Annotated in this window: 27 protein-coding genes and 2 tRNA genes; 11 read left to right on the top strand and 18 right to left on the bottom strand. The window is 69.6% G+C overall.

The annotated features are described in order from the left end of the window. The first annotated feature begins 135 nt into the window (after positions 1–135). Genes ACFFC4_RS12110 through ACFFC4_RS12095 form a run of 4 tightly spaced genes read left to right on the top strand, consistent with a single transcriptional unit; the run spans position 136 to position 4611 of the window. Positions 136–867 carry an HAD family hydrolase gene (locus ACFFC4_RS12110; RefSeq protein ID WP_375501142.1) on the top strand — a complete coding sequence of 244 codons (732 nt, stop codon included), beginning with the start codon at positions 136–138 and terminating at the stop codon, positions 865–867. Continuing rightward, entirely contained in the window at positions 864–3254 is a 2391-nt protein-coding gene (locus tag ACFFC4_RS12105; RefSeq protein WP_375501140.1) for a glycoside hydrolase family 65 protein, read from the top strand. The genes ACFFC4_RS12110 and ACFFC4_RS12105 overlap by 4 nt, the downstream gene beginning before the upstream one ends. Next, the gene (locus tag ACFFC4_RS12100; protein WP_375501138.1) at positions 3254–4150 is read left to right on the top strand and encodes a DUF929 family protein; all 897 of its coding nucleotides are present in this window, start codon (positions 3254–3256) and stop codon (positions 4148–4150) included. Before ACFFC4_RS12105 ends, ACFFC4_RS12100 begins: the two co-directional genes overlap by 1 nt. Positions 4151–4152: 2 nt before the next feature. Then, positions 4153–4611: a vitamin K epoxide reductase family protein gene (locus ACFFC4_RS12095; protein ID WP_375501136.1), complete on the top strand. Its 459-nt coding sequence runs from the start codon at positions 4153–4155 to the stop codon at positions 4609–4611. On the opposite strand, the gene ACFFC4_RS12090 is transcribed toward ACFFC4_RS12095, so the two are convergent. Further along, on the bottom strand, positions 4605–4916 hold the full coding sequence (locus ACFFC4_RS12090) for an STAS domain-containing protein (RefSeq protein WP_375501134.1): 312 nt from the start codon (positions 4914–4916) through the stop codon (positions 4605–4607). The two genes, ACFFC4_RS12095 and ACFFC4_RS12090, sit on opposite strands and share 7 nt — an antisense overlap. Positions 4917–4960: 44 nt before the next feature. Here ACFFC4_RS12090 and malQ point away from each other — a divergent pair, with 44 nt between their 5' ends. Next, entirely contained in the window at positions 4961–6979 is a 2019-nt protein-coding gene (gene malQ, locus ACFFC4_RS12085; RefSeq protein ID WP_375501132.1) for a 4-alpha-glucanotransferase, read from the top strand. 55 nt (positions 6980–7034) lie between these two features. Here the strand turns inward: malQ and ACFFC4_RS12080 are convergent, their stop codons facing one another. The 6 genes from ACFFC4_RS12080 to ACFFC4_RS12055 form a co-directional block, all read right to left on the bottom strand. Beyond that, the gene (locus ACFFC4_RS12080) at positions 7035–8018 is read right to left on the bottom strand and encodes a TIGR03557 family F420-dependent LLM class oxidoreductase (protein WP_375501130.1); all 984 of its coding nucleotides are present in this window, start codon (positions 8016–8018) and stop codon (positions 7035–7037) included. Then, a complete protein-coding gene (locus ACFFC4_RS12075; protein ID WP_375501128.1) occupies positions 8015–8707 on the bottom strand; it encodes an HAD family hydrolase in 693 nt (230 codons plus the stop codon). Before ACFFC4_RS12075 ends, ACFFC4_RS12080 begins: the two co-directional genes overlap by 4 nt. 10 nt (positions 8708–8717) lie before the next feature. Next, positions 8718–9416, bottom strand: a complete 699-nt coding sequence (locus ACFFC4_RS12070; protein WP_375501126.1) for a glycosyltransferase — start codon at positions 9414–9416, stop codon at positions 8718–8720. A 13-nt stretch (positions 9417–9429) separates the two neighbouring features. Further along, positions 9430–10758, bottom strand: a complete 1329-nt coding sequence (locus ACFFC4_RS12065) for a PIG-L family deacetylase (protein ID WP_375501124.1) — start codon at positions 10756–10758, stop codon at positions 9430–9432. Then, positions 10755–11762, bottom strand: a complete 1008-nt coding sequence (locus ACFFC4_RS12060) for an acyl-CoA dehydrogenase (protein ID WP_375501122.1) — start codon at positions 11760–11762, stop codon at positions 10755–10757. The genes ACFFC4_RS12065 and ACFFC4_RS12060 overlap by 4 nt, the downstream gene beginning before the upstream one ends. 141 nt (positions 11763–11903) lie before the next feature. Further along, on the bottom strand, positions 11904–12611 hold the full coding sequence (locus ACFFC4_RS12055) for a GAF and ANTAR domain-containing protein (protein WP_375501120.1): 708 nt from the start codon (positions 12609–12611) through the stop codon (positions 11904–11906). Positions 12612–12784: 173 nt separating this feature from the next. On the opposite strand from ACFFC4_RS12055, the gene ACFFC4_RS12050 reads away from it, so the two are divergent. From ACFFC4_RS12050 to ACFFC4_RS12040, 3 genes are all read left to right on the top strand, one after another. Continuing rightward, complete coding sequence (locus tag ACFFC4_RS12050; protein ID WP_375501118.1) at positions 12785–13084, top strand: DUF6221 family protein; 300 nt, start codon at positions 12785–12787, stop codon at positions 13082–13084. A 153-nt stretch (positions 13085–13237) separates the two neighbouring features. After that, positions 13238–13396, top strand: a complete 159-nt coding sequence (locus ACFFC4_RS12045) for a hypothetical protein (protein ID WP_375501116.1) — start codon at positions 13238–13240, stop codon at positions 13394–13396. Between the two features lie 14 nt (positions 13397–13410). Continuing rightward, complete coding sequence (locus ACFFC4_RS12040) at positions 13411–14046, top strand: HAD-IA family hydrolase (RefSeq protein ID WP_375501114.1); 636 nt, start codon at positions 13411–13413, stop codon at positions 14044–14046. Here ACFFC4_RS12040 and ACFFC4_RS12035 read toward each other — a convergent pair. The 3 genes from ACFFC4_RS12035 to ACFFC4_RS12025 all read right to left on the bottom strand — a co-directional run bounded on the left by ACFFC4_RS12035 (position 14019) and on the right by ACFFC4_RS12025 (position 18126). Beyond that, positions 14019–15929 (bottom strand): Na+/H+ antiporter NhaA, encoded by a 1911-nt coding sequence (locus ACFFC4_RS12035; RefSeq protein ID WP_375501112.1) that lies wholly within the window; start codon positions 15927–15929, stop codon positions 14019–14021. The genes ACFFC4_RS12040 and ACFFC4_RS12035 overlap by 28 nt on opposite strands. An 8-nt stretch (positions 15930–15937) precedes the next feature. Continuing rightward, on the bottom strand, positions 15938–17449 hold the full coding sequence (locus tag ACFFC4_RS12030) for a hypothetical protein (protein WP_375501110.1): 1512 nt from the start codon (positions 17447–17449) through the stop codon (positions 15938–15940). Positions 17450–17721: 272 nt separating this feature from the next. Continuing rightward, positions 17722–18126 carry an ATP-binding protein gene (locus ACFFC4_RS12025; RefSeq protein WP_375501108.1) on the bottom strand — a complete coding sequence of 135 codons (405 nt, stop codon included), beginning with the start codon at positions 18124–18126 and terminating at the stop codon, positions 17722–17724. A 424-nt stretch (positions 18127–18550) separates the two neighbouring features. On the opposite strand from ACFFC4_RS12025, the gene ACFFC4_RS12020 reads away from it, so the two are divergent. Further along, positions 18551–19312: a GAF and ANTAR domain-containing protein gene (locus ACFFC4_RS12020; RefSeq protein ID WP_375501106.1), complete on the top strand. Its 762-nt coding sequence runs from the start codon at positions 18551–18553 to the stop codon at positions 19310–19312. 52 nt (positions 19313–19364) lie between these two features. On the opposite strand, the gene ACFFC4_RS12015 is transcribed toward ACFFC4_RS12020, so the two are convergent. The 4 genes from ACFFC4_RS12015 to ACFFC4_RS12000 all read right to left on the bottom strand — a co-directional run bounded on the left by ACFFC4_RS12015 (position 19365) and on the right by ACFFC4_RS12000 (position 21809). Beyond that, positions 19365–19437: transfer RNA gene (locus tag ACFFC4_RS12015), tRNA-Glu, on the bottom strand. A 40-nt stretch (positions 19438–19477) separates the two neighbouring features. Next, a tRNA-Gln gene (locus tag ACFFC4_RS12010) sits at positions 19478–19549 on the bottom strand. Between the two features lie 103 nt (positions 19550–19652). After that, entirely contained in the window at positions 19653–20807 is a 1155-nt protein-coding gene (locus ACFFC4_RS12005; RefSeq protein WP_375501104.1) for an acyl-CoA dehydrogenase family protein, read from the bottom strand. 84 nt (positions 20808–20891) lie between these two features. Then, entirely contained in the window at positions 20892–21809 is a 918-nt protein-coding gene (locus tag ACFFC4_RS12000; RefSeq protein WP_375501102.1) for an alpha/beta fold hydrolase, read from the bottom strand. Positions 21810–21937: 128 nt separating this feature from the next. Here ACFFC4_RS12000 and ACFFC4_RS11995 point away from each other — a divergent pair, with 128 nt between their 5' ends. Then, positions 21938–23155: an acetyl-CoA C-acetyltransferase gene (locus ACFFC4_RS11995; protein ID WP_375501100.1), complete on the top strand. Its 1218-nt coding sequence runs from the start codon at positions 21938–21940 to the stop codon at positions 23153–23155. Between the two features lie 10 nt (positions 23156–23165). Here the strand turns inward: ACFFC4_RS11995 and ACFFC4_RS11990 are convergent, their stop codons facing one another. Genes ACFFC4_RS11990 through ACFFC4_RS11980 form a run of 3 tightly spaced genes read right to left on the bottom strand, consistent with a single transcriptional unit; the run spans position 23166 to position 25701 of the window. Next, a complete protein-coding gene (locus ACFFC4_RS11990; RefSeq protein ID WP_375501098.1) occupies positions 23166–23471 on the bottom strand; it encodes an EthD family reductase in 306 nt (101 codons plus the stop codon). After that, positions 23468–24925, bottom strand: coding sequence for a glutamate--tRNA ligase (gltX, locus tag ACFFC4_RS11985; protein WP_375501096.1), 1458 nt, complete (start codon positions 24923–24925; stop codon positions 23468–23470). Before gltX ends, ACFFC4_RS11990 begins: the two co-directional genes overlap by 4 nt. After that, positions 24922–25701, bottom strand: a complete 780-nt coding sequence (locus ACFFC4_RS11980) for a fumarylacetoacetate hydrolase family protein (protein WP_375501094.1) — start codon at positions 25699–25701, stop codon at positions 24922–24924. The genes gltX and ACFFC4_RS11980 overlap by 4 nt, the downstream gene beginning before the upstream one ends. A gap of 75 nt (positions 25702–25776) precedes the next feature. On the opposite strand from ACFFC4_RS11980, the gene ACFFC4_RS11975 reads away from it, so the two are divergent. Beyond that, positions 25777–26259 carry a hypothetical protein gene (locus tag ACFFC4_RS11975; protein WP_375501092.1) on the top strand — a complete coding sequence of 161 codons (483 nt, stop codon included), beginning with the start codon at positions 25777–25779 and terminating at the stop codon, positions 26257–26259. An 18-nt stretch (positions 26260–26277) separates the two neighbouring features. Here the strand turns inward: ACFFC4_RS11975 and ACFFC4_RS11970 are convergent, their stop codons facing one another. Beyond that, the gene (locus ACFFC4_RS11970) at positions 26278–26436 is read right to left on the bottom strand and encodes a hypothetical protein (protein ID WP_375501090.1); all 159 of its coding nucleotides are present in this window, start codon (positions 26434–26436) and stop codon (positions 26278–26280) included. Positions 26437–26440: the final 4 nt, after the last annotated feature.

The raw sequence follows: 26440 nt of genomic DNA, 5'->3' as shown, positions 1-26440 counted from the left end.
ATCGCGCGTGCTGCCCCAGGTCCCCCGATCCGGAACATGCAATGCGGAGTGCAGACAGCGTTGCGGGTCGAGTTCAGCACTGTCAATCACCAGGCGGCGTGTTCGGCGCGGATTGCCTGCTGGCAGGCTGGAGGTGTGCTGGGACTTCCCGACTCCGTCCACGTCTGCTTGTTCGACCTCGACGGCGTACTGACCGACACCGCCTCGGTGCATCGCGCCGCGTGGAAGAACACCTTCGACCCGGTGCTCGACAAGCACGGTCAGCAGCCGTTCACCGATGACGACTACGCGCAGTACGTCGACGGCAAACCGAGAATGGACGGCACGCGGGACTTCCTGCGCTCACGCAACCTCGACATCCCCGAGGGGGGCAAGGACGACGGCCCCGACGACGAGACCGTGCACGGCATCGCGGCCCGTAAGAACGACGAGGTGCTCGCCAAGATCGCGAAGGACGGCGTCAAGGTCTATCCGGGATCCCGGCGCTACCTCGAAGCTGCCCAGCAGGCGGGGTTGCGGCGCGTCGTCGTGTCCTCCAGCGCGAACACCGAGCAGGTGCTTCGGGTGACCGGTCTGGACGCCTACCTCGAGGGCCGCGTTGACGGCAAGACGATCGAGGAGCAGGGATTGCAGGGCAAACCGGCGCCGGACTCCTTCCTGGCTGGGGCCAGGCTCGTCGACGCCGCCCCGGACACCTGCGCAGTGTTCGAGGACGCGACCGCCGGCGTCCAGGCCGGGCACCGCGGGAAGTTCGGTTTCGTCGTGGGGGTGAATCGCATCGACGCCCACCACGCCGCGGACCTTGCCAAGCAGGGCGCCACCGTCGTCGTCGACGATCTCGCCGATCTGCTCGAGGGCGACGCATGAGCACCTCGTTCGCCGACCGCTTCCCGGCCGACCCCTGGATCCTGCGCGAGGTCGGCCTCGACCACCGTGAGCTGGCGCAGTCCGAGTCACTGTTCGCACTCGGCAACGGCCACATCGGCGTTCGCGCCAACCTCGACGAGGGTGACCCGAACGGGTTGTCCGGCACCTACCTCAACTCGTTCTACGAGACCCGGCCGCTGCCGTACGCGGAGGCCGGTTACGGCTACCCCGAGACCGGCCAGACGATCCTGAACGTCACCAACGGCAAGATCATTCGCTTACTCGTCGACGACGAACCGCTGGACCTGCGTTACGGGCAGCTGATCTCGCACGAGCGCATCCTCGATCTGCGCCGCGGGGTACTCGAGCGCCACGTCGAGTGGGAGTCGCCGTCGGGCACCCGCGTCAAGTTGCACACCGAGCGGCTGGTGTCGCTGGCGCGGCGGTCCATCCTGGCCATCCGCTACCGCGTCGAGGCCATCGACACCCCGCTGCGGATCGTCCTGCAGTCCGAGCTGGTGGCCAATGAGCCGCTGCCTACACAGTCGGGCGATCCGCGGGCTGCGGCGGCGTTCAAGGATGCCCTCGAGTCGATCACCCACGACTCCGAGGGCAACCGCGCCCACCTCGTGCACCAGACCCGCTCAAGCGGACTGCGGGTGGCTGCGGCGATGGGCCACCAGCTCGACGCGGCGCAGGCGTGCGCCACCGAGATCATCGACCACCCGGATTGGGCGCGGTACACGGTGTCGAGCACGCTCGCGCCGGGTGAGACCACGGAACTGGTCAAGTTCGTGGCCTACGGCTGGTCCGCCACCCGCACGACCCCGACCCTGCGTGACCAGGTCGACGCCGGGTTGATCAGCGCCGACCAGGCCGGCTGGGACACCATCGAGCAGGAGCAGCGCGAGCACCTCGAAGAGTTCTGGTCCGGTGCCGACGTCGAGATCGACGGGCCGGTCGAGATCCAGCGCGCGGTGCGGTTCGGCATCTTCCACGCCTACCAGGCCAGCGCCCGCGCCGAACACCGCTGTATCCCGGCCAAGGGCCTCACCGGTCCCGGTTACGACGGCCACGCGTTCTGGGACACCGAGATGTTCGTCCTGCCGCTGCTGACCGCAACCGCGCCGCACGCCGCAGGCGACGCCCTGCGCTGGCGGGCCGACACCCTCGACGCCGCCCGCGACCGGGCCCGCACCCTTCGGCTGCGCGGCGCGGCCTTCCCCTGGCGCACGATCGCCGGCGAGGAGTGCTCGGGGTACTGGCCCGCGGGCACCGCCGCGCTGCACATCAACGCCGACATCGCTGCTGCGGCCGCGCGGCACTTCTGGTGGACCCGCGACGACGACTTCGCCCGCACGGTGGCCGTGCCCCTGCTCGTCGAGACCGCCCGGCTGTGGTGCTCGCACGGTTACGACGGGCCGGACGGGCAGTTCCACCTCGACGGCGTCACCGGTCCCGACGAGTACACGGCCGTCATCGACGACAACGTCTTCACCAACCTGATGGCCAAGCGCAACCTGACGTCCGCGGTCGAACTGGCCCGCCAGTTCGCCGAAGACGCGCAGGCCCTCGACGTCGACGACGACGAGATCGAACGGTGGGCCGACTGCGCCGCGCGCATGGCGGTGCCTTACAACGAGCGGCTGCAGGTGCACGAGCAGGACCGCGGGTTCACCTCTCGCGAGATGTGGGACTTCGAGCGCTCGGAGCGCAACGACGAGTACCCGCTACTGCTGAATGCGCCCTACTTCGAGCTCTACCCTAAGCAGGTCGTCAAGCAGTCCGATCTCACCCTCGCCCTGCACTGGTGCGGCAGCGACTTCGACGCCGAGCACAAGGCCCGCGACTTCGCCTACTACGAGCCGCTGATCGTGCGCGACTCGTCGCTGTCGGCCTGCACGCAGGCCATCGTCGCCGCCGAGTGTGGGCACCTCGACCTCGCCGCCGACTACCTTGCCGAGGCTGCACTCATGGACCTGCACAACCTGCAGCACAACGCGCGCGACGGGCTGCACATCGCCTCGCTTGCCGGCGGTTGGCTGGCGCTCGTCGCAGGTTTCGGTGGCATGCGCGACATGGGTGACCAGCTCATCTTCCGCCCGCAGCTGCCGCCGGGGTGGACGGGCCTGCGCTTCGCGCTGCGCGTCGGGCAGCAGCGGCTGCGGGTCGACATCGGGCCGGACACCGTGCGCTACAGCACCGACGGCGACGCCACGATCCCCGTCCTGCACCTCAGCGACGACGACGAGCACGAGCTGGTCGAGATCAAGGCCGGCGCCGACGTCGAGCGGCCGTGGACACCTGTGGTCCCGCAGACGCCCACGCCGACGCAGCCCGCCGGGCGACCACCGTTCTCGCTGTCGGACATGGCTGCGCGGTCCTGATGGCCACGCGGCGGAAAGGCCCCGATGAGAACCGTAAGCGGTTGGCCGCCGAGCGGGCGGCCGAGGCGCGCCGGCGCATAGCCGAGGAGCAGCGCCGCCGCCGAATGATCACGGTGGCCGGCGCCGTGGTGGCCATCGTCGTGGTCGTTGCGGTCTTCGTGGTGGTGAAGGTGGTTTCCGACGGCACCGCCCGGAAGTCGGGGACGAAAGCCACCGCGGCGGGCGCCGCCGTCACGACACAAATCGCGACAATCCCGAACTCGGTGTTCAACACGATCAAGCTGGGCGACGCCCGCGCGGCACCCAAGCCGACCACGGGGGCCCCGCTGACCGGCGACGGAAAGCCGCGGGTGCTGTTCGTCGGAGCCGAGTGGTGCCCGTTCTGCGCGGCCGAACGATGGCCCCTTGCCGTGGCGCTCGAGCGGTTCGGTGATCTGCACAACCTGCAGGAGGTCTCGTCGTCGCCGGACGATTCGTACCCCGACACCGCGTCGCTGGGCTTCAGCGGCTCCACTTACACCAGCAGCTACCTCGCCTTCACCGGCAAGGAACTGGAATCGAACCAGGTGTCCGGCGGGAAGTACACAAAGCTCGACACCCTGACCAGCAGCGACAAGGCCCTCTACGAGAAGAAAGCCAACGGCTACCCGTTCATCGATCTCGGCGGGTCCTCCTTGATCGAGGGAGCGCAGTACGACCCGGCCGTCCTGAAAGGCAAGACGCAGGCTGAGATCGCCGCCGCGCTCGCTCGGCCCACGACCAGCATCTCGCTCGGCATCGTCGGTTCGGCCAACCTGATCACGGCGAAGCTCTGCACCCTGACAAACGGCGCACCCGCGGCGGTCTGCTCGTCGTCCGGCGTCAGGGCCGCTGCCGCGGCACTGCCCACGGAGTAGCAATGAGCCCCGATCGCTCGGCTCCGCGGCGCTGGGGTGCGCTCGCACCGGCCGTCCTCGGGCTCGTCGCGTCCGGCTACCTGACCGTCGAGCACTTCAGCTCGTCGACGACCTTCGCCTGCCCCGAGAACGCGACCGTGAACTGCCAGAAGGTGACGACGAGCAGCTACTCGCACCTGCTCGGTGTGCCGGTGGCCCTGGGCGGGGCGCTGTACTTCGTGGTGATGGTGGCACTGGTCAGCCCGCCGGCCTGGCGGGTGCCGATGCTGAACCGGGTGCGGCTCGTCGCCGCCGTGCTGGGCGTCGTAGCTGTGCTCTACCTGGTGTGGGCGGAGCTGTTCCGCATCGACGCGATCTGCCTGTGGTGCACCGTCGTGCACGTGTGCACGGTGTGGCTGTTCGCCGCCGTGCTCTGGTACGCACCACTCACCGACCCAGCGATCACTCCCAGCGATCACTGAGCGGCGAGGTAGCCCATCAACCCGGTGAGGTGCAGCAGCCGGGTGACCCGCTCGGGCACCTGCCGCAGCGCGAAGTGCGCGCCGCGGTCCTCGGCAAGCTGACGCAGGCTGACCAGCAGTCCGAGTCCGGACGAGTCGATGAACGCCACCTCGGCGAGGTCGACGATCAGGGTGTGCGTCCCGGCCGGGCGCAGCAACTCACGGGCCTGGCGCAGGGTGGGCGTGACGTCGGCCTCGTCGAGCGAACCGGACAACCGCAGGGTGACGACCCCGTCGGTCTGGTCCGAGGTCTGCAGGTCGGCCACAGGGCGACGATACCGAGTCCCGCAAGATCGGCTTGGATGGTGTGGTGACCGATCTCGAGACTCTGCACGCGTTGGCCGGGACGTACGGCATCGACACCGAGTACTGGGACTGGCAAGGCCAGCACCGGACGGTGCCTGACTCGACGCTGATCGCCGTGCTCGGCGCCATGGACGTCGACGCCTCGACGTCGCAGCGCTGCGCCGAGGCGCTGGCGGCTCGCCGGGACCGCGACGACTACGGCGTGCCGCCCTGCATCGTGCTGCGTGCCGGGCAGTCGTGCGCCGTTCCTGCGCCGGGGCGCGTCGAGCTGGAGGGCGGCGGCAGCCGAGCTGTCGGGGATGAGCTGCCCCGCGACCTGCCGTTGGGTTACCACACCCTCGTGCTCGACGACGGGGGCTCGACCCCGATCATCGTCACCCCTGAGCGTCTCGAGTTGCCCACGGCCCTGCAGGAGCAGCCGGGCTGGGGCCTGGCCGTCCAGCTCTACAGCGTGCGCTCGCGCGACTCGTGGGGCGTCGGTGATCTTGCCGATCTACGCACCCTGGCCACGTGGTCGGCCTACGAGCACAGCGCCGACTACGTGCTGGTCAACCCTGTGCACGCCGGTGAGGCCGTCCCGCCGCTGGACCCGTCGCCATATCTGCCCGCGAGCCGCCGATTCGCCAACCCGCTCTACCTGCACCTCGAGGACCTACCCGAGTACGGCGCGCTGGCCGCGGCACAGCGCGCTGAGGTGGACCGGCTCGGGGCCGAGGTGCAAGCGCGCTCGGACGAGCGCATCGAGCGCGATCCGGCGTGGACGGCCAAACTCGCGGCACTGGAGATCCTGCTCGCGCCCGAGCCGCCACCCGAGCGTGAGAGCAGCTTCGCCGCGTACCGGGAGCGGCAGGGCGCTGCCCTGCCTCGCTTCGCGACCTGGTCGGCGCTGTCCGAGGCGTACGGCAACGACTGGCGCGTCTGGCCCGAGCGCTACCGCGACCCGGCCGATCCGGGCGTGGCCGAATTCGCTGCTGAACACGCCGCGCGCGTCGACTTCTTCGCGCGCGTGCAATGGTTGCTCGACGAGCAGCTGACCGCGGTGCAGGCTACGGCGCGCGACGCAGGCATGGCGCTGGGCATCGTGCACGACGTCGCGGTGGGGGTCAACCCGGCGGGAGCGGACGCCTGGGCCTACCAGGATGCGATGGCGACAGCGGTGACGGTCGGCGCGCCGCCGGACGCGTACTCGCAGCTCGGCCAGGACTGGCGGCAACCGCCGTGGCGGCCTGATCGGCTGGCCAGCATGGGATACGCGCCGATCCGCGAGCTGTTCGCAACGGCACTGCGCTACTGCGGTGGCCTGCGCGTGGACCACATCATCGGGCTGTTCCGGCTCTGGTGGATTCCGGATGGGCGGCCATCGCTCGAGGGCACCTACGTGCATTACGACCATGAGGCCCTCATCGGCGTCCTCGCCCTCGAGGCCCACCGGGCCGGCGCCGTCGTGATCGGCGAGGATCTCGGCAACGTCGAGCCGTCGGCGCGTGCCTACCTGCACGAGCGCGGGCTGCTGGGCACGTCGATCCTGTGGTTCGAGACCGATGTCGACGGCGCTCCACTCCCCCCGCAGCGTTGGCGCGCGCTGTGCCTGGCGTCGGTGACCACTCATGACCTGCCGCCCACGGCCGGGTACCTCGCCGGCGAGCACATCCGCCTGCGTGACCAGTTGGGCCTGCTCACCCGCCCGGTCGAGGACGAACTTGCGGCCGCGGAGACCGAACGCACCGCGTGGACAGCAGAGCTGGTCCGCGAAGGACTACTACCCGCCGGTAGGACACCGTCGACGGAGCAGGTGGTGCTGGCCCTGCACCGCTTCCTGACGCTCACGCCGGCACGGTTGCGGTGCGTGGCCCTCACCGACGCAGTCGGGGACCGCCGGATCCAGAACCAACCCGGGACGGGCGACGAGCAACATCCCAACTGGAAGGTGCCGCTGTCCGGACCCGACGGTGTGCCGCTGCTGCTGGAGGACGTGCTGACCGACGCCCGAACCGCAGCCGTGCTGGGCGTGTTCCGGATCTAGGGTTCCGGGCCTAAGGCTTCCGGGCCTAAGGCTTCCGGGCCTAAGGGTTCCGGACCTAGGCCGACGCGGCCCGCAGCTTTTCCAGCAGGGGCCCAGCAGCCTCGGCCAGGAACTGCTCCTGGCTCTCGTCGCCGGCCTGCACGATCGCGATGTCGGTGAAGCCGGCCGCCCAGAACGGCCGCACGGCCTCGACGATCTCGTCCAGGTCAGGCCCGCACGGGATAGCGTCGGCGACGTCGTCGAGGGTGACGAACTGGCTGGCCGCGTCGAAGGCCACCGGCGTCGGGAGGTCGGCGTTGACGTGCCAGCCCCCGCCGAACCAGCGGAACAGCTCGTGGGCCCGCTCGACAGCCCGGTCCTTGTCGGGGCCCCAACAGATCGGGATCTGACCGATCTTGCGGCTCTCCGGCAGCCCGGCGGACGAGCGCGCGGCGTCCCAGTTCTGCACGAACTCACCCTCGGGCTCGACGGCGATCAGGTGGTCGACCAGCGGGGAGAACTTGGTGATCGACGAATCACCGGATACCGCGGCGGCCAGGGCGATGGGCTGATCGGGCAGGTCCCACACCTTTGCCGAGTCGACGCGGAAGTGCTCGCCGACCCAGGTCGTCTGCTCGCCGGTGAGCAGCGCCTTGATGATCTCGATTGCCTCGATGAGGCGCTCCTGACGCACCGAGGCCATCGGCCAGGGCGCGCCCACGACATGCTCGTTGAGGTTCTCGCCCGAGCCGAGCCCGAGGGTGAACCGGTTGTCGCTGAGCAGCGCGAGCGTTGCGGCCTGCTGGGCCACGATCGCCGGATGGTAGCGGAACGTCGGACAGGTCACGTAGGTCATCAGCTCGACGCGTTGCGTCACCTGCGCGACGGCGCCGAGCATCGTCCAGGCATGCGGCGCGTGACCCATCTCGGTCAACCACGGGAAGTAGTGATCGCTCGAGACCTCGAAGTCGAAGCCGACGTCCTCGGCGCCCTGCGCGTAGCGCACCAGCTCCCGTGGTCCGCTCTGCTCGGTCATGAGCGTGTAACCGAACTTCGTCATGCGTCGTGCCCTTTCTGGCTTGTGCCGAGCGGCGTGTGCGCCCAGCGTTCGAGCAGGTCGGCAGGATTTCGGAAGACGTCCGTGGCCCCGGCTTCGCGCAGCTCGGCCTCGCTCGTACCGCCGCACTCGACGCCGAGGCATTCGACGCCGGCCTTGGCCGCGGCCTGGACGTCCCACACCGAGTCGCCGAGGAACACCATCTCGTGCGGCTGCAGACCGGCCTTGTCCAACGCAACCTCGACCAGGCCGGGGTCGGGCTTGCTCGCCTCGCTGTCGTCGGAACTCGTGACGTGGTCGAGCACGTCGTCGAGGTCGAGGACGGCGCGCAGCACCCCCAGCTCGGTGCTGCTGGCCGACGACGCCAGCACGGTGCTCAGGCCGGCGTCATGGCAGCGCCGAACGAGTTCGCGAGCGCCCGGCAGCGGCTGCAGGCGGTCCCAGTAGGTGGCATAGAGCGCGTCGTGCGAGGCGATGAGCGCGGACAGCTCGTCCGCGTCCATGTCGTCGGCCGCCTTGCCGAGCACGTGCGGCACGAGCTGGTCCCCGCCCATGCCGACCGAGCGATGGATCAGGGCCGTCGGGATGTCGTGGCCGTGCTGACGCAGTGCCTGCCACCAGCAGACGGCGTGGATGTATCCCGAGTCGACAAGCGTCCCGTCGACGTCGAACAGCACTCCGCGTGTCCTCATGCGAGATTGCCTACCCGGAGTGCGGTCGGGACACACCCGCGGCGAGCTTGCCGAGGTAGCTGGCGAAGCCGTTGGGTGCGCGCCCACGGGTGCGCGAGCTGGTCTCGACGACGACGTCACCGCAACGGCGCACCTGGGTAGCTGGGTGCTTCTCGACGCGTGCCGTCAGGTCGACGTCCTCGTGGCTGCGCAGCGGCGCCCAGCCGCCGACGGCGTGGTAGGTCGATGCGCGGATGCCCAGGTTTGCGGCGTGGACGTGCTCGTGTCCGTCGCCGAGCCGGTGCGCATCGAACCAGGCCCGGCGCACCGTGTCGGGCAGGCCTGCGGCCGACGGCCGGACGGTGCCCAGCACGAGGTCGGCGCCGTCGTCGGCGTGGGCGAGCATCCGCACCAGCCAGCTCGTGGGTACCCGGCAGTCGGCGTCGGTGCTCGCCAGCCAGTGCTGCGGACTCGCCGGTAGGTCCGCAGCACCGATCCGGCGGGCCGCCCCGACCGACCGCTCCTGCGCGGTGCGCAGCTCGACATCCGGGTACCCGCCCGCGACCACGGCCGTGGCGTCGCGGCAGTCGTCCAGGACGACCACCACACGCGAGCGGACCGACGTGCGGCGGTGCAGCTCGGCACACGCCACGGCGAGGGACTCGAGACACCCCCTGATCTCGTCCTGCTCGTCGCGCGCAGGCACGACGACGGAGACGTCGGTGATCACGCGGCGCCCCTCGTCACGACAGGACACCGGTCTCGACGGCCACCGAGCGGCCGGTGCGCGTCCAGACGTGCAGCAGGAAGTCGTCCTCGATGTGCGTGACGATCGCATGCAGCCGCTCCTCGAACACCCGGTGAACGGCCTGTGCGGACTGCGCGTGTCCGGGCGCCGGATGCCGCCAGTGGCAGGCGACAACCACACCGTCGTCGGACAGGCCGGCCAGGGTGCGCTCGGCCAGCGCCGTGAGGTCGGCACAGTAGTAGCCGACCTCGCTGAGCAGGACGAGGTCGAAGCAGCCGTCCGGCCAGTCGTCGGGGATGCGCCCCCGGGCCACCGTCACCGGCAGACCGGCCACCCTCGCGCGGGTCTGCTGCAACGCGCGGTCGGTGACGTCCCACGCCACCACCTCGTCCGCGCGGGTCGCGAGCCGTTCGGCGAACAGGCCGGTCGCGCAGCCCGGTTCGAACGCGCGCCGGAAGTGCGGCCGGGGCAACGCGGCGAGCACCAGCTCACGCTTGCGCTGCTCGTAGAACCGCCCGGCCAGCCCCCATGGGTCGTCGGTCTGCGCGTACAGGGCCTCGAAGTCAACCGGCGCCCCAATCTCACGCGCACGCCCGCTGGTGGCGACGAAGCACTCGAACGGGCGGGTGAAATGGGCCAGCATCCGCGGCGGCAGGATCGCCTCGTCGCCCGCGTGGTCGGACAGCGCGGCGTGCTGCGACTGATGGCAGGCCAGAGCGCGGGCCTTCGCCGCGCAGGTGTCCGAGTCGAGGTCGAGACGGGCCAGCCCTGGCACCGCCGTCTCGGCGGGATCTCCCCAGTGCCACCACCAGATCGGGTATTGCCAGTGCCCAAGGTCGTGCTCGGTGGCGACCTCGGCCGCGGCACGAGCACACGCCGCGTGATCGGGATGCCGGTCTCCGGACCAGGGGCTGACGATCAGCGTGCAACCCGCAGCGTGGTGCGCCACCTGCGCCTGCAGCGCGGCCCGGTGCTCGGCCAGCTGCCCGTCGGGCAGCCCGAGGAAGCGCACCGCGCAACCGGGTACGAGCTCGGCCACCGCGGCCTGGACCTCGAGTCGACGCCGGGTCGCGAGCTGGGCCGGCGTGGTCGTCGGCGACTGCGGGTGCGAGGCCTCGCCGTCGCTGGCCACCACGACGATCACCGCAACGTCGCGCTGTGCGCAGGCCGCCAGCAGCCCCCCTGCGCCGAGCGTCTCGTCGTCGGGATGGGCGGCCAGCACCAGCACTCGCTCGCCGCCGCCGGGCGCCACCAAGCGGGGCAGGCCGTCGAGGACCCAGAGCGCCTCGTCGGTGCCGGCAGCGAGGTGGTCGAAGGCCGTCATCGGGTGCCGGCCACGAGCCCACCCAGGGCGGCCAGGTCGCGTTCGGCGTGGTGCTGGCGGACGTAGAGCGTCAGGTCGGCCACCCGTGCCGCGTGCTCGGCATCGAAGGCCAGCGGCGTAGGCCCGAGCGCGTGGCCGACGTGGCGAAGCACGTCCTCTACGCAGCCGGCCACCACCGCCCGTGTACGCAGCGCTAGCACCTCGGGCTCGGTGACTCCGCCGTCGACGGCGCGAGCGGCCGAGTCGAGGACACACTGCGCGGCGTGCAGGGCGGTGTCGACGGCGCCGCGGTGCACGTCGTCGAACGGGCGTGGGCGCGCGGCGAACAGCGTGTCGGCCAGCCCCAGTGCTCCACCGAGCCAGCAGGCCGCCACGCCGATGCCGCCCCATGCGAAACCGGGCCGGTGCAGGTACCACCCGGGTGCGCCGATCCGCTCGGCCGGGCTGTCGGTGAAGGTGACAGGCCCGCTCGTCACCGTGCGCAGCCCGCGAGCCACCCAGCGCTCAGGCGGGTCGGCCCGCACGTCGCAACGCTGCAGCTCGACCGCGTACAGACCCCGCTCCGTGCCCAGGTAGGCGGTGACCAAGGCGGCGTCGAGGGCGCCGCCGAGCGAGCACCAGGGCTTGACGCCGCTGAGCGTCACGCGGCCGTTCTCAGCCGGCTCGGCGGCCAGGCGCACCCCGGGCGCCTCGGCTGCGAACACACCCCACGTCCGATGCTCGGCGCGCATGTCGCGCCCGCTCTCGGCGAGAATGGCCAACGCGTCGGTGTGCGCCTCGACGACCCGGGCGACGGTCAGGTTCGCGCGACCGAGCTGCGTCAACACCTGCCAGCGTCCGGCGGTGTTGCCACTGCCCGGCAGCGGCAGGGCCGTGCCGATGTCACGGGCGAGTTCGAGCGCCGACGCGACGTCCTCGCCGCAGGCGCGCGCTCGGGCTGAGAGATCAGCCGAGGACGCGCCGGGGCCATGCTCGATCGGCTGGGCAGCTACTCGCGCGGACATTGCGACTCCGGTTTGAGTCGGGAGGCGAGCATCTTCACCTTGCTCTGACCCTAACCCCGGATACCGACACCGTGCGGTTCAGCACCTGTGTTCGCTCCGCAAGCGTCGCTCGCGCCTTGTTGTTCGCTGCGCAAGCGTCGCTCAGCTCGGCAGGACTCCCGTGCTGGCCACCTCTTCGGCCACCGAGGCCACCTTGCGGTTGGAGCGTTGGGACGCGGTCGAGAGCAACGTGAAGGCGACGTCGGCGGTGATGCGGTGACGTTCCATGAGGATGCCCTTGGCCTGGCCGATCAGGTCACGGTTCTTCAGTGCGAGTCCGAGGTTGTCGATGCGCTGCGCATCCGAGAGCACGACCGCCGCATGCACGGCCAGCAGCTCGGCAACGCGTTGCGCGCGTTCGCCGAAGGCGTTGGGGGTCGTGGAGTACAGGCTCACCGAGCCGAGGCGGTGCTCATCCACCCAGAGCGGGACACACAGCATGCTGCGCACCCCGAGCACGATTCCCCGCGCTGTGAAGTCGGGCCAGCGCGGATCTCGGGCGAGATCATCGACGACGATCGGTAGCTGCGAACGCGAGGCCTCAATGCACGGACCCTCGCCGGTGCGCTGCTGGATGACGTCGAGCTCATTGGGCGGCTCGCCCAAGGCGGCCTGCGGCTCGAACGAGCGGCCGCGCAGGATGTTGACGCCTGCGAAGTCGACCAGCTCGATACAGTCCGTGGCCGCGAGCAGGATCGCATCGAGCGTCCCTTGCAGGCCTGCGGTGCGGGCCCGGAGGGCGCGCCCGATGGCGTCGACGGCGGTGACACCGTCGCTGATCGTGTTGCCGTCCATCTCATCGAGTTCCATCGCACACCTCCATGGCAGCTGAGTATCCCCCGCGCGCACCCGAAGATCGACAGGGAGGGGACGCGCTGCGGCTCCAAGGCACAAGCATGTTCCCAGCGGAAACCGGTAGGTTCGGGTAGTCGAATACACGGCTGCCCCGGGCATCACCTGCCCCGGTTCTGGGAGCTCTGCTCGTGCCGGCCTCGGCCAAATCCTCTGCGACCTCCGCCCTCGTCGATTTCGTCCACGCCCGGCTGGACGACGAGGACAGTGACATCGCCCGTAGTCCCGATTCAGACGAGCGGCAACGACGCGCCGTCGACGTTCGCGCCCGCCGCGAGGTGGTCGCCTCGGTGCAGGAACTGCTCGGCCTGCGCGACCAGCCGAACGAGAAGGCGGTCCGCGACCTCGCAATCTCGATCCTGCGCTCGCTGGCCACGCCGTTCGCCGATCATCCAGCCTTCCGCGAGGAGTGGCACGCCGCCACCCGCTGATCAGCGTTCAGGTGGCGTCTCACCCATATTCACCGAAACTGATCCTTGTCCCGTAGCGGTTTCAGTCTTGCTAAATACAACGTCAAGCAGAATGGAGGTTCTTGACGTCGCGTCAGCTCGATTCCAGCGCGCGACGCGCGTAGATTCAACGACATGAACACCTCACGCCCCTTCACCGCCGACAGCAACAAGCTCGCCTACGCCCAGGTCTTCTCGCGCACCACCGCGGGTCACCCGCACACGACCGATCAGCGCACGTCGTCGCTGCGCGGGCTCGCCGCCCGCCTGCGCTCGGGCAAGCCCACCCGCTGACCCCGCCGCTCGACATGTTCGACGCCGTCGTCTTCGACTTCGGCGGGGTGATCATCGACAGCCCGTTCGACGCGTTCAGCGAGCTCGAGCAACGGGACGGCGCCGCCCCCGGCAGCATCCGGGCCATCAACGCCCGCAATCCCGACAACAACGCCTGGGCGCGCATCGAGCGCGGCGATGTCGACACCGACACCTTCGTTGCCCTGTTCGAGCAGGAGGCCGCCGCGGCCGGGGTGACGCTGCCCGCCCGCGACGTCCTCGCTGTCGTCACCGGCGCCTCCTTGGCACGCCACGTCGCCCGGCCGGTGATGCTTGACCTGCTCGCCGAACTGCGCTCCCGTGGGCTGAAGCTGGCCCTGATCACCAACAACATCCGCCCGCTCGGTGACAGCCCCGACGTCGCCTGGGTCTTCGACGCCTTCGACGTCGTCGTCGAGTCCTCGCTGGTGGGCCTGCGCAAGCCCGAGCCGGGCATCTACGCGCTGGCTCTGGATTCCCTGGACGTTCCCGCCGAGCGCGCCGTGATGCTGGACGACCTGGGCATCAACCTCAAGCCGGCGCGGGCACTCGGCATGGCCACGATCAAGGTCACCGACCCCGACCGGGCCGCTGGCGAGCTGCGTCAGCTGCTGGGCTGGTCGACCGGCTGAGAGGCCTCGGCGCCCGCCCTGATCCGCGCCCGCGCGCGAGCGATCGTGATCGCGCTCTTGAGTGAGTGGATGTCGTAGGCGCCGTAGTGCCGCTGACCGTTGACGAAGAACGTCGGCGTGCCCGACACCCCGCTGAGGTCAGCCGAGTCGACGTCGCGGGCCACCCTTGCCGCGAACCGGTGGCTCATCAGGTCCTCGAGGAACCGGTCAGTGTCCAGCCCCAGATCCTTGGCGTAGCCGAGCAGATCGGCCGTCTTCAGGTGCTCCTGCCGGGTGAGCAGCAAGTCGTGCATCTCCCAGAACCGGCCCTGCGCGTGCGCGGCCTCGCTGGCCTCGGCGGCGAGCTGGGCCTGCGGGTGGACGTCCGTGAGCGGCAGGTGGCGCCATACATAGCGGAGGTCGAGGTCGTCGAGCAGTTCCCGAACAACGGGCTCGGCCTGGCCGCAGAACGGACACTGCAGATCGCCGTACTCCACTAGCGTCACGCTTGCCTCGGCAGGCCCGCGCACGTGATCATGCTCGGGCTCGACCGGCGCCTCGAGGTCGACGAGCTGATCGGCGTCGCCGAGCAGGGCACGTGCCCGGCGGGCCGCCGGCAGCCGTGAGGTGATCGAGTAGACGACCCAGGTCAGCGCGGCGGCGATGACGCCGGCCGCAAGGACACCGAATTTGGCTTCGTCGAGCTCGCGACCCGACAGCGCCCGCGCCGCGATCACGAACGACACCGTGAAACCGATGCCGGCGATGGTGCCGCTGCCCGCGACCGCCGCCCAGCCGACGTCCGGTCGCAGACGTCGTGAGCTGACCCGCTCGATGAACCAGGACGCTGCGACCACCCCTAGTGGTTTGCCCAGCACGTAGCCGACGACGATGCCGAGCGTGATCGGCGACGCGATCGCATCGCGCAGGAACGCCCCGTCCAGCACCAGCCCGGCGTTGGCCAGCGCGAACAGCGGCACGATGACGTAGCTCGTCCACGGCAGGTACAGGTCCTGCGACCGAGCGTTGGGCGAGAGCGTCTGGGTGAGTCCGGTGCTGGCCGAGCGGGCGAGTTCAGCCGTCGGCTGCTCACGGAAGAGCCGGAACAGCCCGCTGGCGTTCTCCAGGTCGGAGCGCGAGGGCGTGTAGTCGGTCGTGGCCAGGCCCATGATCAGCCCGAGCACGATGGGGTCGATCCCGCTGCCGAGCAAGGCGAACCACCCGACCACGCCCAGCACGGCGAACGTGACGCCCGAGCGCAGCCCGCTGGCCCGCACGGCGAAGATGACGCCCACCACGACCAGGGCCGTCAGCAGCGGCCCGACCTGGATCGGGTCGCTGTACACCACCGTGACCACGATCAGCGCAATGACGTCATCGACCACGAACACGGTCAGCAGGAAGATCCGGACCCGATCGGGCACGTCGCGCCCGACCACGGCCAGCAGGCCCAGCGCCAGCGCGGTGTCGGTGGACATCGCGATACCCCAGCCGGAGGACCCGGCTCCCCCGTGCGTAATGACCAGATACAACGCGACCGGCACGATCATGCCGAGTGTGCCGGCGGTGGCCGGCAGCAGGAAACGACGCCGCTCGCGCAGGTCACCGAGGTCGAACTCTCGACGCGCCTCGAGACCGACGACGAAGAAGAACAGCGTCATCAGCCCGCTGTTCACCCACGTCCGGACGTCGCGCACGACGCCGACGTCGCCGAGGCGCAGCGACAGCTTGGCCTCCCACGCGCTTGCGTAGGAGGCGGCGTCGAGGTTGCTCCAGATCAGCGCCGCCACGACAGCCGCCAGCAGCACCCCGGCACTGCCGGACTCGGTGCGCAGGTAAGCCCGGACCGGAGCGGTCATGCCGCGGGTCCACTGGGTCACCCCACGCAACGTCGGTTCGCTCATCGCACCCGTCACCCGCTCAGGACGTAGCGGCCAGGCCTACGCGCGTGCAACTGCGTCCAGCCCTTACCGTCGGGCTTCAACGCACCGGCCGGACCGCGCAGGTCGAGCAGCGTCGACCAGCGGACTTTGAGCCGATAGACGCCGGCCGCGGGCACCGCCACGGTCAGCTGGGCCTGGGTCGAACGGACCATCGTCGCGGGTGTGGCCACAATCGGCCTGGGCGAGGTGACCGCGTACAGCTCCCACTTGCCGTCGGACCAGACCCGGTGCAGGTAGGGCAGCCGGCCCGAGCGCACCAGGGTGTCCTCGGGACCGTGCTTCAGCGTGCGGTGGTCAATGGCTACGTAGCCGACCGCGTTGTCGTCCAGCCAGCGTCGATACCTCGCGGCGTCGAGCCTCGGCGAGGCCAGCACGCTGTCGTAGGCGTTGTCGGCCTGCGTCTCGAAACCGCGGGCCAGCTGGGCGTGTCCCAGCAGCGCGTATGCGGCCACGTGCGTGCCGTCGGGCACCGTCTCGACCCGGTAGTTGTCCAGGCCGCGGACCGAGTCGAGATGCCGTACGAGGCCGGCCACGTAGGCCTGCTCCGACATCGGCTGAGCGGCGACCCAGAGATCCTTCGCCGAGCCCACGATGCCGATCGACACCGCGAAGGCGGCAACAAATGCGGTGACGCGCCAGCCCGCGCGGGAGGTGGCCACGACCGCCGCGGGCAACACGATCCAGGCGAAGCGCTCGAAGTTGGAACCCAACCCGTTCGGGACGAGAGCCACGATCGGGCAGGCCACCAGAGCCAGCAACACCACGGTGCGCACGTAGTCGGGCGGTCGGGCGAGCAGCATGGCCGCGAGAGCGGCTGCCGTGAACCACGCCTGCACCGGCTGGAAGCCCTCCGGTCCGGGCGTAGCGAAGTACACGACGACGAACAGCAGGCAGACACCGGCTGCGCCCACGGCGGCCAGCGCAGCGAGTCGCCGGCGGCGGTCGTGCAGGAGCACCCCGGCCACGCCGAGCGCGAGAAACGCGCCGGACACCGGTGACACCAGAGCCGTCAGCGCAGCTACGGCCCCGGCGAGCCACGGCCGGTTCGCGCGCACGCACAGCAGTGCCACCAGCATGAACACCGAGCCGAACGCGAAGGGCACCCGACCACTCCACAGGCTGAAACCGGTGGCGATCGCCGAGGTCCAGGTGGCGGCGACGGGGTGGCGCGTCCCGCGCGCCAGGACGTGGACGAGCGCGGTGACCGCGATCGTCGAGGCTGCCCCCAGCAGTCCCGGCTGCACGACCTTCGAGACGTACGGCGTCAGCACCGAGTAGTGGCCGGGCACCGTGCCGCCGAACCACGCGAACCAGTAGTGCAGCCCGACTCCGTGCGCCGCCGCGGACGAACGGGCGCGAGCGGCCCAATAGTCGCCCACCGGGGGGTCGATGACGAGGAAGGCCACCGAGACGAGGACGGCGAACGGCAGGGCCGCAAAACGCAGCCCGGTTGCCCGGATCTTCAGATCCCGCAGTGTCATGCGACGACGCAGTCAGAGCAGGATGGGGGGGCGTGGCGTTCGGCGCCCAGAGCGCAGCGGAGGGCGGTCATCCGCCTAGGTCATCGAATGTCGCGTCGGAATGCAAGCCGGCCGGCCGGTGAGCTCAAGGACGATGCCCGATTTAGCGGTTTTGCGCAGAGTGCGTGACTTCGCGGCGGTCGGGTCGTTAGACGAAGAACAATGCCGCGCCGCCCCGTACAGGACCCGGGACGGTGCGGCGTTGCTGTGTGCGGAGCGACGCGGCGCCCCGGTCAGGTTCGGTCGAGGTCTGCCCACACCTGTTTGCCGCCGTCCCGGCTTTCCGAACCCCATTCGGTGCACAGGGCCGATACGAGCATCATCCCGCGTCCGCTGGGACGCTCGTGCGACAGTTCGGCGATGACCGGCTTGATCGAGGAGCCATCGGCAAGGGCGATCCGGACCCCGGCGTCGCGTTGGACGAGGAGCAGTTCGAACCCCGCAGTCCCCTGGGCGTGCCGGTAGGCATTGGTGACCAGCTCGCTAGCGATCAGTTGGGCATCGGAGATGAGGTCGCCCAGATCCCATGCCGGGAGCAACGCCGCGACGATGTTCCGCGCCGCTTCCGGCGCGTGCACGTCGGCCGGGATCTCGATCGATGCTCGCCATCGATCCACTGCGTCCTCCAAGTTGGTCACGCGTTCCAGCGGGGAGTAACCCGCCAAATCCCCCGGGGCAAGGCGGGTTACTCCCCTCACCGATCCGCGTGCAATTACCGCGCATCGATGCCCCCACGACTCGGGCCTTGTGCCCGTCATCGGGAGTTTCGTACCCCGGCCGCGGACCGGACAGAGATCACGTCAACGCGGACACGAGGGCACCGGATCAACCACGGAATGACGTCGTCCGGACGTCATGGACGTCGCGCCAGGGGCTGCTATCCCAACCCGCGCATGATCGTTCCACAGCGCCTGCTACGGCGCAAGGACCGGATCTCGGGTGTTCCCGACAGCGTAGGCTTGGATTACTGAGGGTCCTTCGTGTGTCGCCACAGGCGGCGTCGCCTTTGGCGAACGCCTACCGCTCCGCCGCGCAAGCGACGGGCAGTCGGGAACGCACGAAGTGCAGTCAGATGGCGAACGCACCCTGCAACCGCAGCCGATCGAGCTGGCCGACGCCTATTCGGAGTTGCAGAATCTTCTCCTCGACGGACCCGACGTCGCGGACTTCTTGAGTCAACTCGCCACCCTGGCCGCTGCGGTAGTTCCCGGGACGCATTGCGGGATCACGCTTCGACGCGACAATGAGGTCGCGACCGTGGCCGGCAGTGACGCCGTCGCCCTGCTGATGGACGAGATCCAATACCTACGCGGACACGGACCGTGCCTGGAAGCGATGCACACTGGGACCCGGGTCGACGTACCGGACATGGTCGAGGAAACCCGGTGGGGCGACTACAGCGCGCACGCCCTGGCCAGCGGCATCCGAAGCGCCGTTTCCCTGCCGCTCACCCTCGCCAGCGACACCATCGGCGCGCTGAACCTGTTCAGTGCGGCCTCGCACGCTTTCGTCGAAGCCGACATCCAGCGAGCCCTGGCCTTCACCCGCCAGGCCGCCACCGCCTTGACCATCCTCGTGCGTCAGGTCAGAACCCTCGTTCTCGACGACCAGCTACGCGAGGCCATCGCAACGCGCGCGACGGTCGACCAGGCCCTCGGCATGCTCATGGTGACGCGCAAGATCAGTTCCACCCACGCGTTCGAGGCACTGCGCCACGCTTCCCAGTCCAACAACCGCAAGATCAGCGACATCGCCGCAGAACTCATCGAGACCATGACGGGGCACCCGCCCCAGCCACCGCGGCCACTCACCGAGCGCGAGTGACCTCGTCCCATGCGACTGCACCCCTCGGAAGACCGAGGGGTGCAGGTGTGGGTAGCCCCAACGGGATTCGAACCCGTGCTACCGCCTTGAGAGGGCGGCGTCCTAGGCCACTAGACGATGGGGCCGCTGGAAAAGCCGGTAATGCAGACAGCTGATCTCATTGCGCTGGGGTACCAGGACTCGAACCTAGACTAACTGAACCAGAATCAGTTGGGCTGCCAATTACCCCATACCCCATGGGCTGACCCGCGGCGATTTCCTCGTCCGGGCCAGCGTCAGACTCTACCGGACGCTCGCAGCCGGTTGCACCACACACTCGTCGCGCGGACATCCCGGTCGCTCAGAGGAACCGGCTGATGATCTCCTTCATGATCTCATTGGTGCCGCCGTAGATCTTCTGGATGCGGGCGTCGGTGTACATCCGCGAGATCGGGTACTCGGCCATGTAGCCGTACCCGCCGAAGAACTGCAGGCACTCGTCGACGATGTCGCACTGCTGCTGGGTCAACCACCATTTGGCCATCGACGCGGTCGGTACGTCCAGCTCGCCCTGCAGGTGCTTGCTGATGCAGTCGTCGATGAAGACGCGCCCGATCTTGGCGTTGGTCGCGGCCTCGGCGAGCTTGAACTTGGTGTTCTGGAAATTGAACACCGGTTTGCCGAATGCTTGCCGTTCCTTGGTGTACGTGACGGTGATGGCAATCGTCTCCTCGATCGCTGCGATGGCCGCAACGGCCAGTACGAGACGTTCCTGCGGCAACTGCTGCATGAGCTGGATGAAGCCCTGGCCCTCGACCTCGCCGAGCAGGTTCGATGTCGGCACCCGAACGCTGTCGAAGAACAGCTCCGCAGTGTCCTGGCCGTGCTGGCCGATCTTCTGCAGCACCCGTCCCCGCGAGAATCCTGCGAGGCCGCGGGTGTCGATGCCGATGAGGGAGATGCCAGCCGCTTTGTTGTCGGGGTCGGTCTTGGCGACCAGGACGATCAATTCGGCCTGCAGACCGTTGGAGATGAACGTCTTCGAGCCGTCGATGACGTAGTGGTCACCCTCGCGGATCGCGCGGGTCTTGACCGCCTGCAGGTCCGACCCGGTGCCCGGCTCGGTCATGGCTACCGCGCCGACGAGCTCGCCGGATGCCAGCTGCGGCAACCAGGTGCGCTTCTGCTCGTCCGTGCCGTAGGAGTGCACGTAATGAGCGACGATGGTGCTGTGCACCGCGGTGCCCAGGCTGGGCGCGCCGGTGCGTACCTGCTCCTCGGCCAGGACCGCCTCATGAGCGAATGTGCCGCCCCCGCCGCCGTACTCCTCGGGGATGGACGGGCACAGCAGACCGAGCTCGCCGGCCCGGAGCCACACCTCGCGGTCCACGTGCTGCTGTTCGCCCCACCGCTGCTCGTGCGGCGCGCACTCCTTCTCGAGGAAGGTGTGCGCGAGGTCGCGGAACGCTTCGAGGTCGTCGTCGCTCCATGCCGGGCGGGGTGTGGTTGCCGTCATGCATCAGCCTCTCGGTTGGTATCCGGGACATGTTGGTATCCGGGACATTATGTCCCTTATACCTCCCGGAGGCCAGGCGGTGGCTCAGGCGGCGTCGACCTCGGCGTCACGTACGGCGGCCAGCGGCCGACGCAGGAAGGGCAGCACCTCGGATAGCAGCGCGTCCGGCTGGTCGATCTGCGGGCAGTGTCCGCACCCGGGCAGCACCACCGCGGTGTTCGAGTGACCAAGTCGCTTCACGGCGCGAGCCGGGGTCAGCATGTCGCGCGACCCGAACACGATGAGCGTGGGGATGGACGAGTCGCCGATCAGGCCGCCGAGTCGTGCCGAGCCGAGCTCACGCACCAGGACGCGGCCAATGGGCAGTAACCCGGGCATCCGGCCACGCTCGCCGAACGGATCGATGAAGCCGCGGCGCACCTCGGGGTCGAGTCGGCGCGGGTCGCCGGCCGCGATGTGCGCATAGAACCAGCCAAGGCCCAGGACCGCACCACGTTCGGGCACGACCCGCAGCGCGGTACGTAGGCCGAGTTCGGCCGGCCGCGACATCGCCAGGCGCCAGAGCTTCGGGACCGCGCTGAGCCCTGGCATGTCGGTGAGCACCACCCGCTCGGTCCGCTCGGGGAAGCGCGCCGCGAACAGCGCCGACACCGCCGCGCCCATGGAGTTGCCGATGAACGACACCGCGTTCTCAGCGCCGGCAAGCCCCTCGGCGTCGAGCACCTCGGCCACGACGTCGACGTAGCCGTCCAGCAGCGGGTCGGTCCAGCGCCGGGTGCTGGCGCCGAACCCGGGCAGGTCGATGGCGATGACCCGGTGGCTCGTGGCCAACGCCGGCACCAGCCGGTTCCAGGTCGTCAAGTTGTCGGAGAAGCCGTGCAACAGAACCACGGTGCGCGTCTGCCCGGCGTCGCCGGTGACCGTGTAATGCACGCCGTCGACGCCTGCCGGGGCAAGCGGGCGCGGCGCGGATCGCGGCTGCGGTGCCTTCAGCGTCGTCACGGGTGCGTGGTTACCCACGTCACACCTAAAGAACACCGAATCTCGCAACGTCGCGTCACAGACAGGACGAACGGCACGAATAGCCCCGCTCGTTGTCGCCCGTGCCATGCCCTGCCTAGGCTGACCTCATGGCCGATGTCGTGATCTGCGCACCCGTCCGCACGCCCGTCGGAGGGTTCCAGGGGGTGTTCGCCGATCTCACGCTGGCCGAGCTCGCCTCGTCCTGTCTCACCTCACTCGTCGAGCGCACCGGACTGAGCGCGGGCGACGTCGATGACGTCGTTCTCGGCAATTGCTACCCCAACGGCGAGGCGCCGGCCATCGGCCGGATCGCCGCGCTGGACGCCGGACTCGGCACGTCGGTGCCCGGACTGCAGATCGACCGGCGGTGCGGCTCGGGTCTGCAGGCCGTCCTGTACGCCGCCATGCAGGTCGGATCGGGGGCTGCGAGCCTCGTCGTGGCCGGTGGTGTCGAGGCCATGAGCCAGACCGAGCACTATGCGCTGGGCCTGCGCAAGGGCGTCAAGGGTGACGGAGTGCAACTGATGGACCGCCTCGCCCGCGGACGCACCACCGCCGGCGGCAAGTTCCACCCCGTGCCGGGCGGGATGCTCGAGACGGCCGAGAACCTGCGCGCGGAGTACGGCATCAGCCGCGAGGAGCAGGACGAGTACGCGCTCACCTCGCAGCGCCGGTGTGCTGCCGCCGTCGAGGCCGGCCGGTTCGACGACGAGATCGTGCCCGTCGAGGTGCCCGGCAAGCGCGGCGCGGACCCGACGCTGATCACCAAGGACGAGCACCCGCGCCCGGACACCACCCTTGAGAAGCTGTCCGGACTGCGCGCAGTGATGGGCAAGACCACCGAGGGCGCGACGGTGACCGCCGGCAACAGCAGCGGGCAGAACGACGGCGCGGCCATGTGCGTCGTCACCACCGCCGCGAACGCTGAGCGTCTGGGCCTGCGCCCCATGCTGCGCCTCACGTCATGGGCGGTGGCGGGCGTCGGCCCCGAGGTCATGGGCATCGGCCCCGTGCCGTCCACCGCCCTCGCCCTCGAGCGCGCGGGGCTGACGCTGGCCGATATCGACCTCATCGAGCTGAACGAGGCGTTCGCCGTACAGGTGATTGCCGTGCTCCGCGAGTGGAAGTTCACCGACGCCGACTACGAGCGGCTCAACGTCAACGGCTCGGGCATCTCGCTCGGCCACCCGGTCGGCGCCACCGGCGCCCGCATCCTGGCCACCCTGGCCCACGAGATGCAGCGCCGCGACAGCCGCTACGGGCTGGAGACGATGTGCATCGGCGGCGGCCAGGGCCTCGCGGCGGTGTTCGAAGCGGTCCGCTGATGGCGTGGCGTCAGTCGACAGCGGCGATGAACATGCGCGAGCCGGGCGGGGCGATCCGGCCGTAGTCGGCTGCGGTTGCTCTGCCCTGGTCGGTGCTCATTGCCGCCTGCAGTGCGTCCTGGTCGGCGAAGTACAGCTCGGCCATCCGGTAGTACGTCTGCTCGCCACCGTCGGCGGCCGCGACGAGGCGCGCGGTGTCCCAATTCTGCAGGCCGGGCAGTTCGTCGACCAGCGGACCGTGAACGCCGAGATAGTGCTGGTCGAAGCTTTCGGCGTCATCGGGTTGGGTGTAGAGGACTACGAGCTTCACCGTCATGATTGGACGGTAGCTGCCTGCAGCCGAGCCAGGGAACGCTCGCGGCCGAGGATTTCCATGGACTCGAACAGCGGCGGCGAGACAGTGCGCCCGGTGATCGCCACCCGCAGCGGGCCGTAGGCGTTGCGCGGCTTGAGCTCCATGGACTCGACGAGCTGCGTGCGCAGCACGTTCTCGATCGACGCTGTCGACCAGTCGGACAGCGCCTCGAGCACGGGCAGAGCTGCGGCCAGCACGACCTGCCCGGCGTCGCCGAGCTGCTTGGTGGCGGCGGCCTCGTCGACGCTGAACTCGTCGTCGGGCACGAGCAGGAAGCGGACCATGTCGGCGCCCTCGCCGAGCGTCTGCACGCGCTCCTGCACGAGCGGAGCTGCGGCGGCGACCACCGCGTCGTCCGTAGGCAAGCCGTCGGCAGCCGCCTGCGTGGCAAGGCGCTGCCCGAAGTCCGCGCCGTCGAGCAGCCGGATGTGCGACGCGTTGATCGACTCGCACTTCTTGCCGTCGAAGCGTGCGGGGTTGGCGTTGACGTCCGCGATGTCGAACGCGGCTACCATCTCGTCGAGGCTGAAGATGTCGTGGTCGTCGGCGATCGACCAGCCGAGCAGCGCAAGATAATTCAACAAACCTTCGGGTATGTAGCCGGCCTCGCGGTACGTATTCAACGATGCCTGCGGGTCGCGCTTCGACAACTTCTTGTTACCCTCGCCCATGACGTAGGGCAGGTGGCCGAACGTCGGGACGAAGTCGGTGACACCGATGTCGATCAAGGCGCGGTAGAGCGCGATCTGCCGCGGTGTGGACGGCAGCAGGTCCTCGCCGCGCAGCACGTGCGTGATCTTCATGAGCGCGTCGTCGACGGGATTGACGAGCGTGTACAGCGGGTCGCCGTTCGCGCGGATAACCACGAAGTCGGAGACGTTCGCCGCCGCGAACGTGACGTCACCGCGGACCGCGTCGTGCCAGGTGATGTCCTGGTCGGGCATCCGCAGCCGGAACACCGGCTCGCGGCCCTCGGCACGAAACGCAGCCTGCTGATCAGAGGTCAGTGTGCGGTCGAAGTTGTCGTAACCGAGCTTGGGGTCGCGCCCGGCTGCGCGGTGTCGCGCCTCGGTCTCGTCGGGCGTCGTGTACGACTCGTAGAGGTGCCCGGCCTGGAGCAGCTGCCCGGCGACGTCGCGGTAGATGTCGCCCCGCTCGCTCTGCCGGTACGGGCCGTACGGGCCACCGACCTCGGGGCCCTCGTCCCAATCCAGTCCGAGCCAGCGCAGCGCGTCGAGCAGCTGGTGGTAGGACTCGACGGAGTCACGCGCGGCGTCGGTGTCCTCGATGCGGAACACGAACGTGCCGCCGACATGCCGCGCGTACGCCCAGTTGAACAGGCAGGTACGGATCAGCCCGACGTGCGGGTTGCCGGTGGGTGACGGGCAGAACCGCACCCGAATCTCAGCACTCATGCCTGCACCACCGTGTTCGTCAACGTGCCGATGCCCTCGATCTCGACGCTGACCGAGTCACCCGCGGCGAGCGGCCCGGTTCCAGCAGGCGTGCCGGTGAGGATGACGTCGCCGGGCAGCAGCGTCATGATCGTCGAAACGAAGGCGATCAGGTGAGCGACGTCGCGGGTCAGCCCACTCGTCCTGCCGTCCTGCTTGATCTCGCTGTTGACACGGGTGACGACGCGCAAATCGATCGGGTCGAGGACTGTCTCCACCCAGGGCCCGAGCGGGCAGAACGAGTCGTATCCCTTGGCCCGGCCGGCTTCGCCGTCGGCGCGTTGCTGGTCACGCGCGGTGACGTCGTTCGCCGCGGCGTAGCCGAAGACGTGGCGCAGCGCGGTCTCGGACGGCACATTGCGGGCCGGGCTACCGATGACCACGGCCAGGCCGCCCCCAGGCTCGACCTGCGAGCTGGACGGCGGCAGCCGGATGACGTCGGCCTCACCGATCACCGATGTCGAGGGCTTGAGGAAGATCACCGGTGACCCGCTCGCATCGTCGCCGTAGTTGTCACTCACGCCGACAACCTTGCTGGGCAGGAACGGCGACAGCAGCCGCACATCGCTCAGCGCCCAGCGGTCGCCGGTGAACTGCAGGGCGCCGAACGGGTGCCCATCGATGGCCGCAACGGTGAGCGCTTCCGGACCTGCGCCCGCCGGACCCTCGACCGTGCCCCACGCGACACCGGAGGCAACGGTGGCCGACCCGGGATGGACGAAGCGAGCGATACGCACGGTGAGTCACGCTACCGGGGTTCGCGCTTCGGCCCAGCGCCGTGTCCGCCGCGCGGATCGCGCATACTTGATGACGTGTCCTCACCGCTGTCGGCCCTGCCCGTGGACAAGCGCAAGCAGCTCGCGGCCACCCTCGGGCTGTTCTCCGTCCTGTTCGTCGCCGTCGGGACGGTCGCCGCCACCGGGCCCGGCACCGCGGTCATTCGGGCGTTCGTCATCATCGCGCTCGTCGTTGCGCTGCTTCTCGCGCTGCTGGCCTGGGGCGTGCTGCACTCGCTGCGGATCGACGCCGCCGACACCCGCCTCGACGCCGCGATCGAGACAGCCATCGCCGCGTCGCCGCAGAAGTTCGGCCAACTGTGCAACTGCGGACACCAGCACGATCCCACCGAGCTGCACATCACCGATGCCGACCAGCCCGCGCAACGGGCCGGTGCTATGACGGACTGCTCGCACGATGGTGCGGGCGCGGCGTGCGCCCATGACTGCGCGTCCTGCATCCTGGGCACGCTGCGTCCGTTGCCCAGCCAGACCCGCGGGGAGCGGCTCAGCTCGTAGCGTGCGCATCCGCCGGCTCTAGGTCGCCGCCCTGGTCGCGGTGCTCGCCGCGACCAGCGCATGCACGTCGTCGAGCCCGCACCGTTCGGATCCGAGCTCGCGACCGGCGCAATCGCCACCGTTGATCCCGTCCGGCACGCCTTTCGCCACCCCGGCGCCGACGCGGACCGTCGCCACTCCC

It is taken from the genome of uncultured Jatrophihabitans sp. (assembly GCF_964244045.1).
GTDB lineage: Bacteria > Actinomycetota > Actinomycetes > Mycobacteriales > Jatrophihabitantaceae > Jatrophihabitans.
Note: the sequence above shows the minus strand (reverse complement) of the source record. Positions and strands in the feature narration are given on the sequence as shown.

What these genes read in the sequence shown, in the direction of transcription:
- ACFFC4_RS12105 (WP_375501140.1), top strand. Translation starts at nt 864, where the DNA reads ATGAGCACCTCGTTCGCCGACCGCTTCCCGGCCGACCCCTGGATCCTG.
- ACFFC4_RS12100 (WP_375501138.1), top strand. Translation starts at nt 3,254, where the DNA reads ATGGCCACGCGGCGGAAAGGCCCCGATGAGAACCGTAAGCGGTTGGCC.
- ACFFC4_RS12095 (WP_375501136.1), top strand. Translation starts at nt 4,153, where the DNA reads ATGAGCCCCGATCGCTCGGCTCCGCGGCGCTGGGGTGCGCTCGCACCG.
- ACFFC4_RS12080 (WP_375501130.1), bottom strand. Translation starts at nt 8,018, where the DNA reads ATGACGAAGTTCGGTTACACGCTCATGACCGAGCAGAGCGGACCACGG.
- ACFFC4_RS12075 (WP_375501128.1), bottom strand. Translation starts at nt 8,707, where the DNA reads ATGAGGACACGCGGAGTGCTGTTCGACGTCGACGGGACGCTTGTCGAC.
- ACFFC4_RS12065 (WP_375501124.1), bottom strand. Translation starts at nt 10,758, where the DNA reads ATGACGGCCTTCGACCACCTCGCTGCCGGCACCGACGAGGCGCTCTGG.
- ACFFC4_RS12060 (WP_375501122.1), bottom strand. Translation starts at nt 11,762, where the DNA reads ATGTCCGCGCGAGTAGCTGCCCAGCCGATCGAGCATGGCCCCGGCGCG.
- ACFFC4_RS12055 (WP_375501120.1), bottom strand. Translation starts at nt 12,611, where the DNA reads ATGGAACTCGATGAGATGGACGGCAACACGATCAGCGACGGTGTCACC.
- ACFFC4_RS12045 (WP_375501116.1), top strand. Translation starts at nt 13,238, where the DNA reads ATGAACACCTCACGCCCCTTCACCGCCGACAGCAACAAGCTCGCCTAC.
- ACFFC4_RS12040 (WP_375501114.1), top strand. Translation starts at nt 13,411, where the DNA reads ATGTTCGACGCCGTCGTCTTCGACTTCGGCGGGGTGATCATCGACAGC.
- ACFFC4_RS12035 (WP_375501112.1), bottom strand. Translation starts at nt 15,929, where the DNA reads ATGAGCGAACCGACGTTGCGTGGGGTGACCCAGTGGACCCGCGGCATG.
- ACFFC4_RS12030 (WP_375501110.1), bottom strand. Translation starts at nt 17,449, where the DNA reads ATGACACTGCGGGATCTGAAGATCCGGGCAACCGGGCTGCGTTTTGCG.
- ACFFC4_RS12005 (WP_375501104.1), bottom strand. Translation starts at nt 20,807, where the DNA reads ATGACGGCAACCACACCCCGCCCGGCATGGAGCGACGACGACCTCGAA.
- ACFFC4_RS11995 (WP_375501100.1), top strand. Translation starts at nt 21,938, where the DNA reads ATGGCCGATGTCGTGATCTGCGCACCCGTCCGCACGCCCGTCGGAGGG.
- ACFFC4_RS11990 (WP_375501098.1), bottom strand. Translation starts at nt 23,471, where the DNA reads ATGACGGTGAAGCTCGTAGTCCTCTACACCCAACCCGATGACGCCGAA.
- gltX (WP_375501096.1), bottom strand. Translation starts at nt 24,925, where the DNA reads ATGAGTGCTGAGATTCGGGTGCGGTTCTGCCCGTCACCCACCGGCAAC.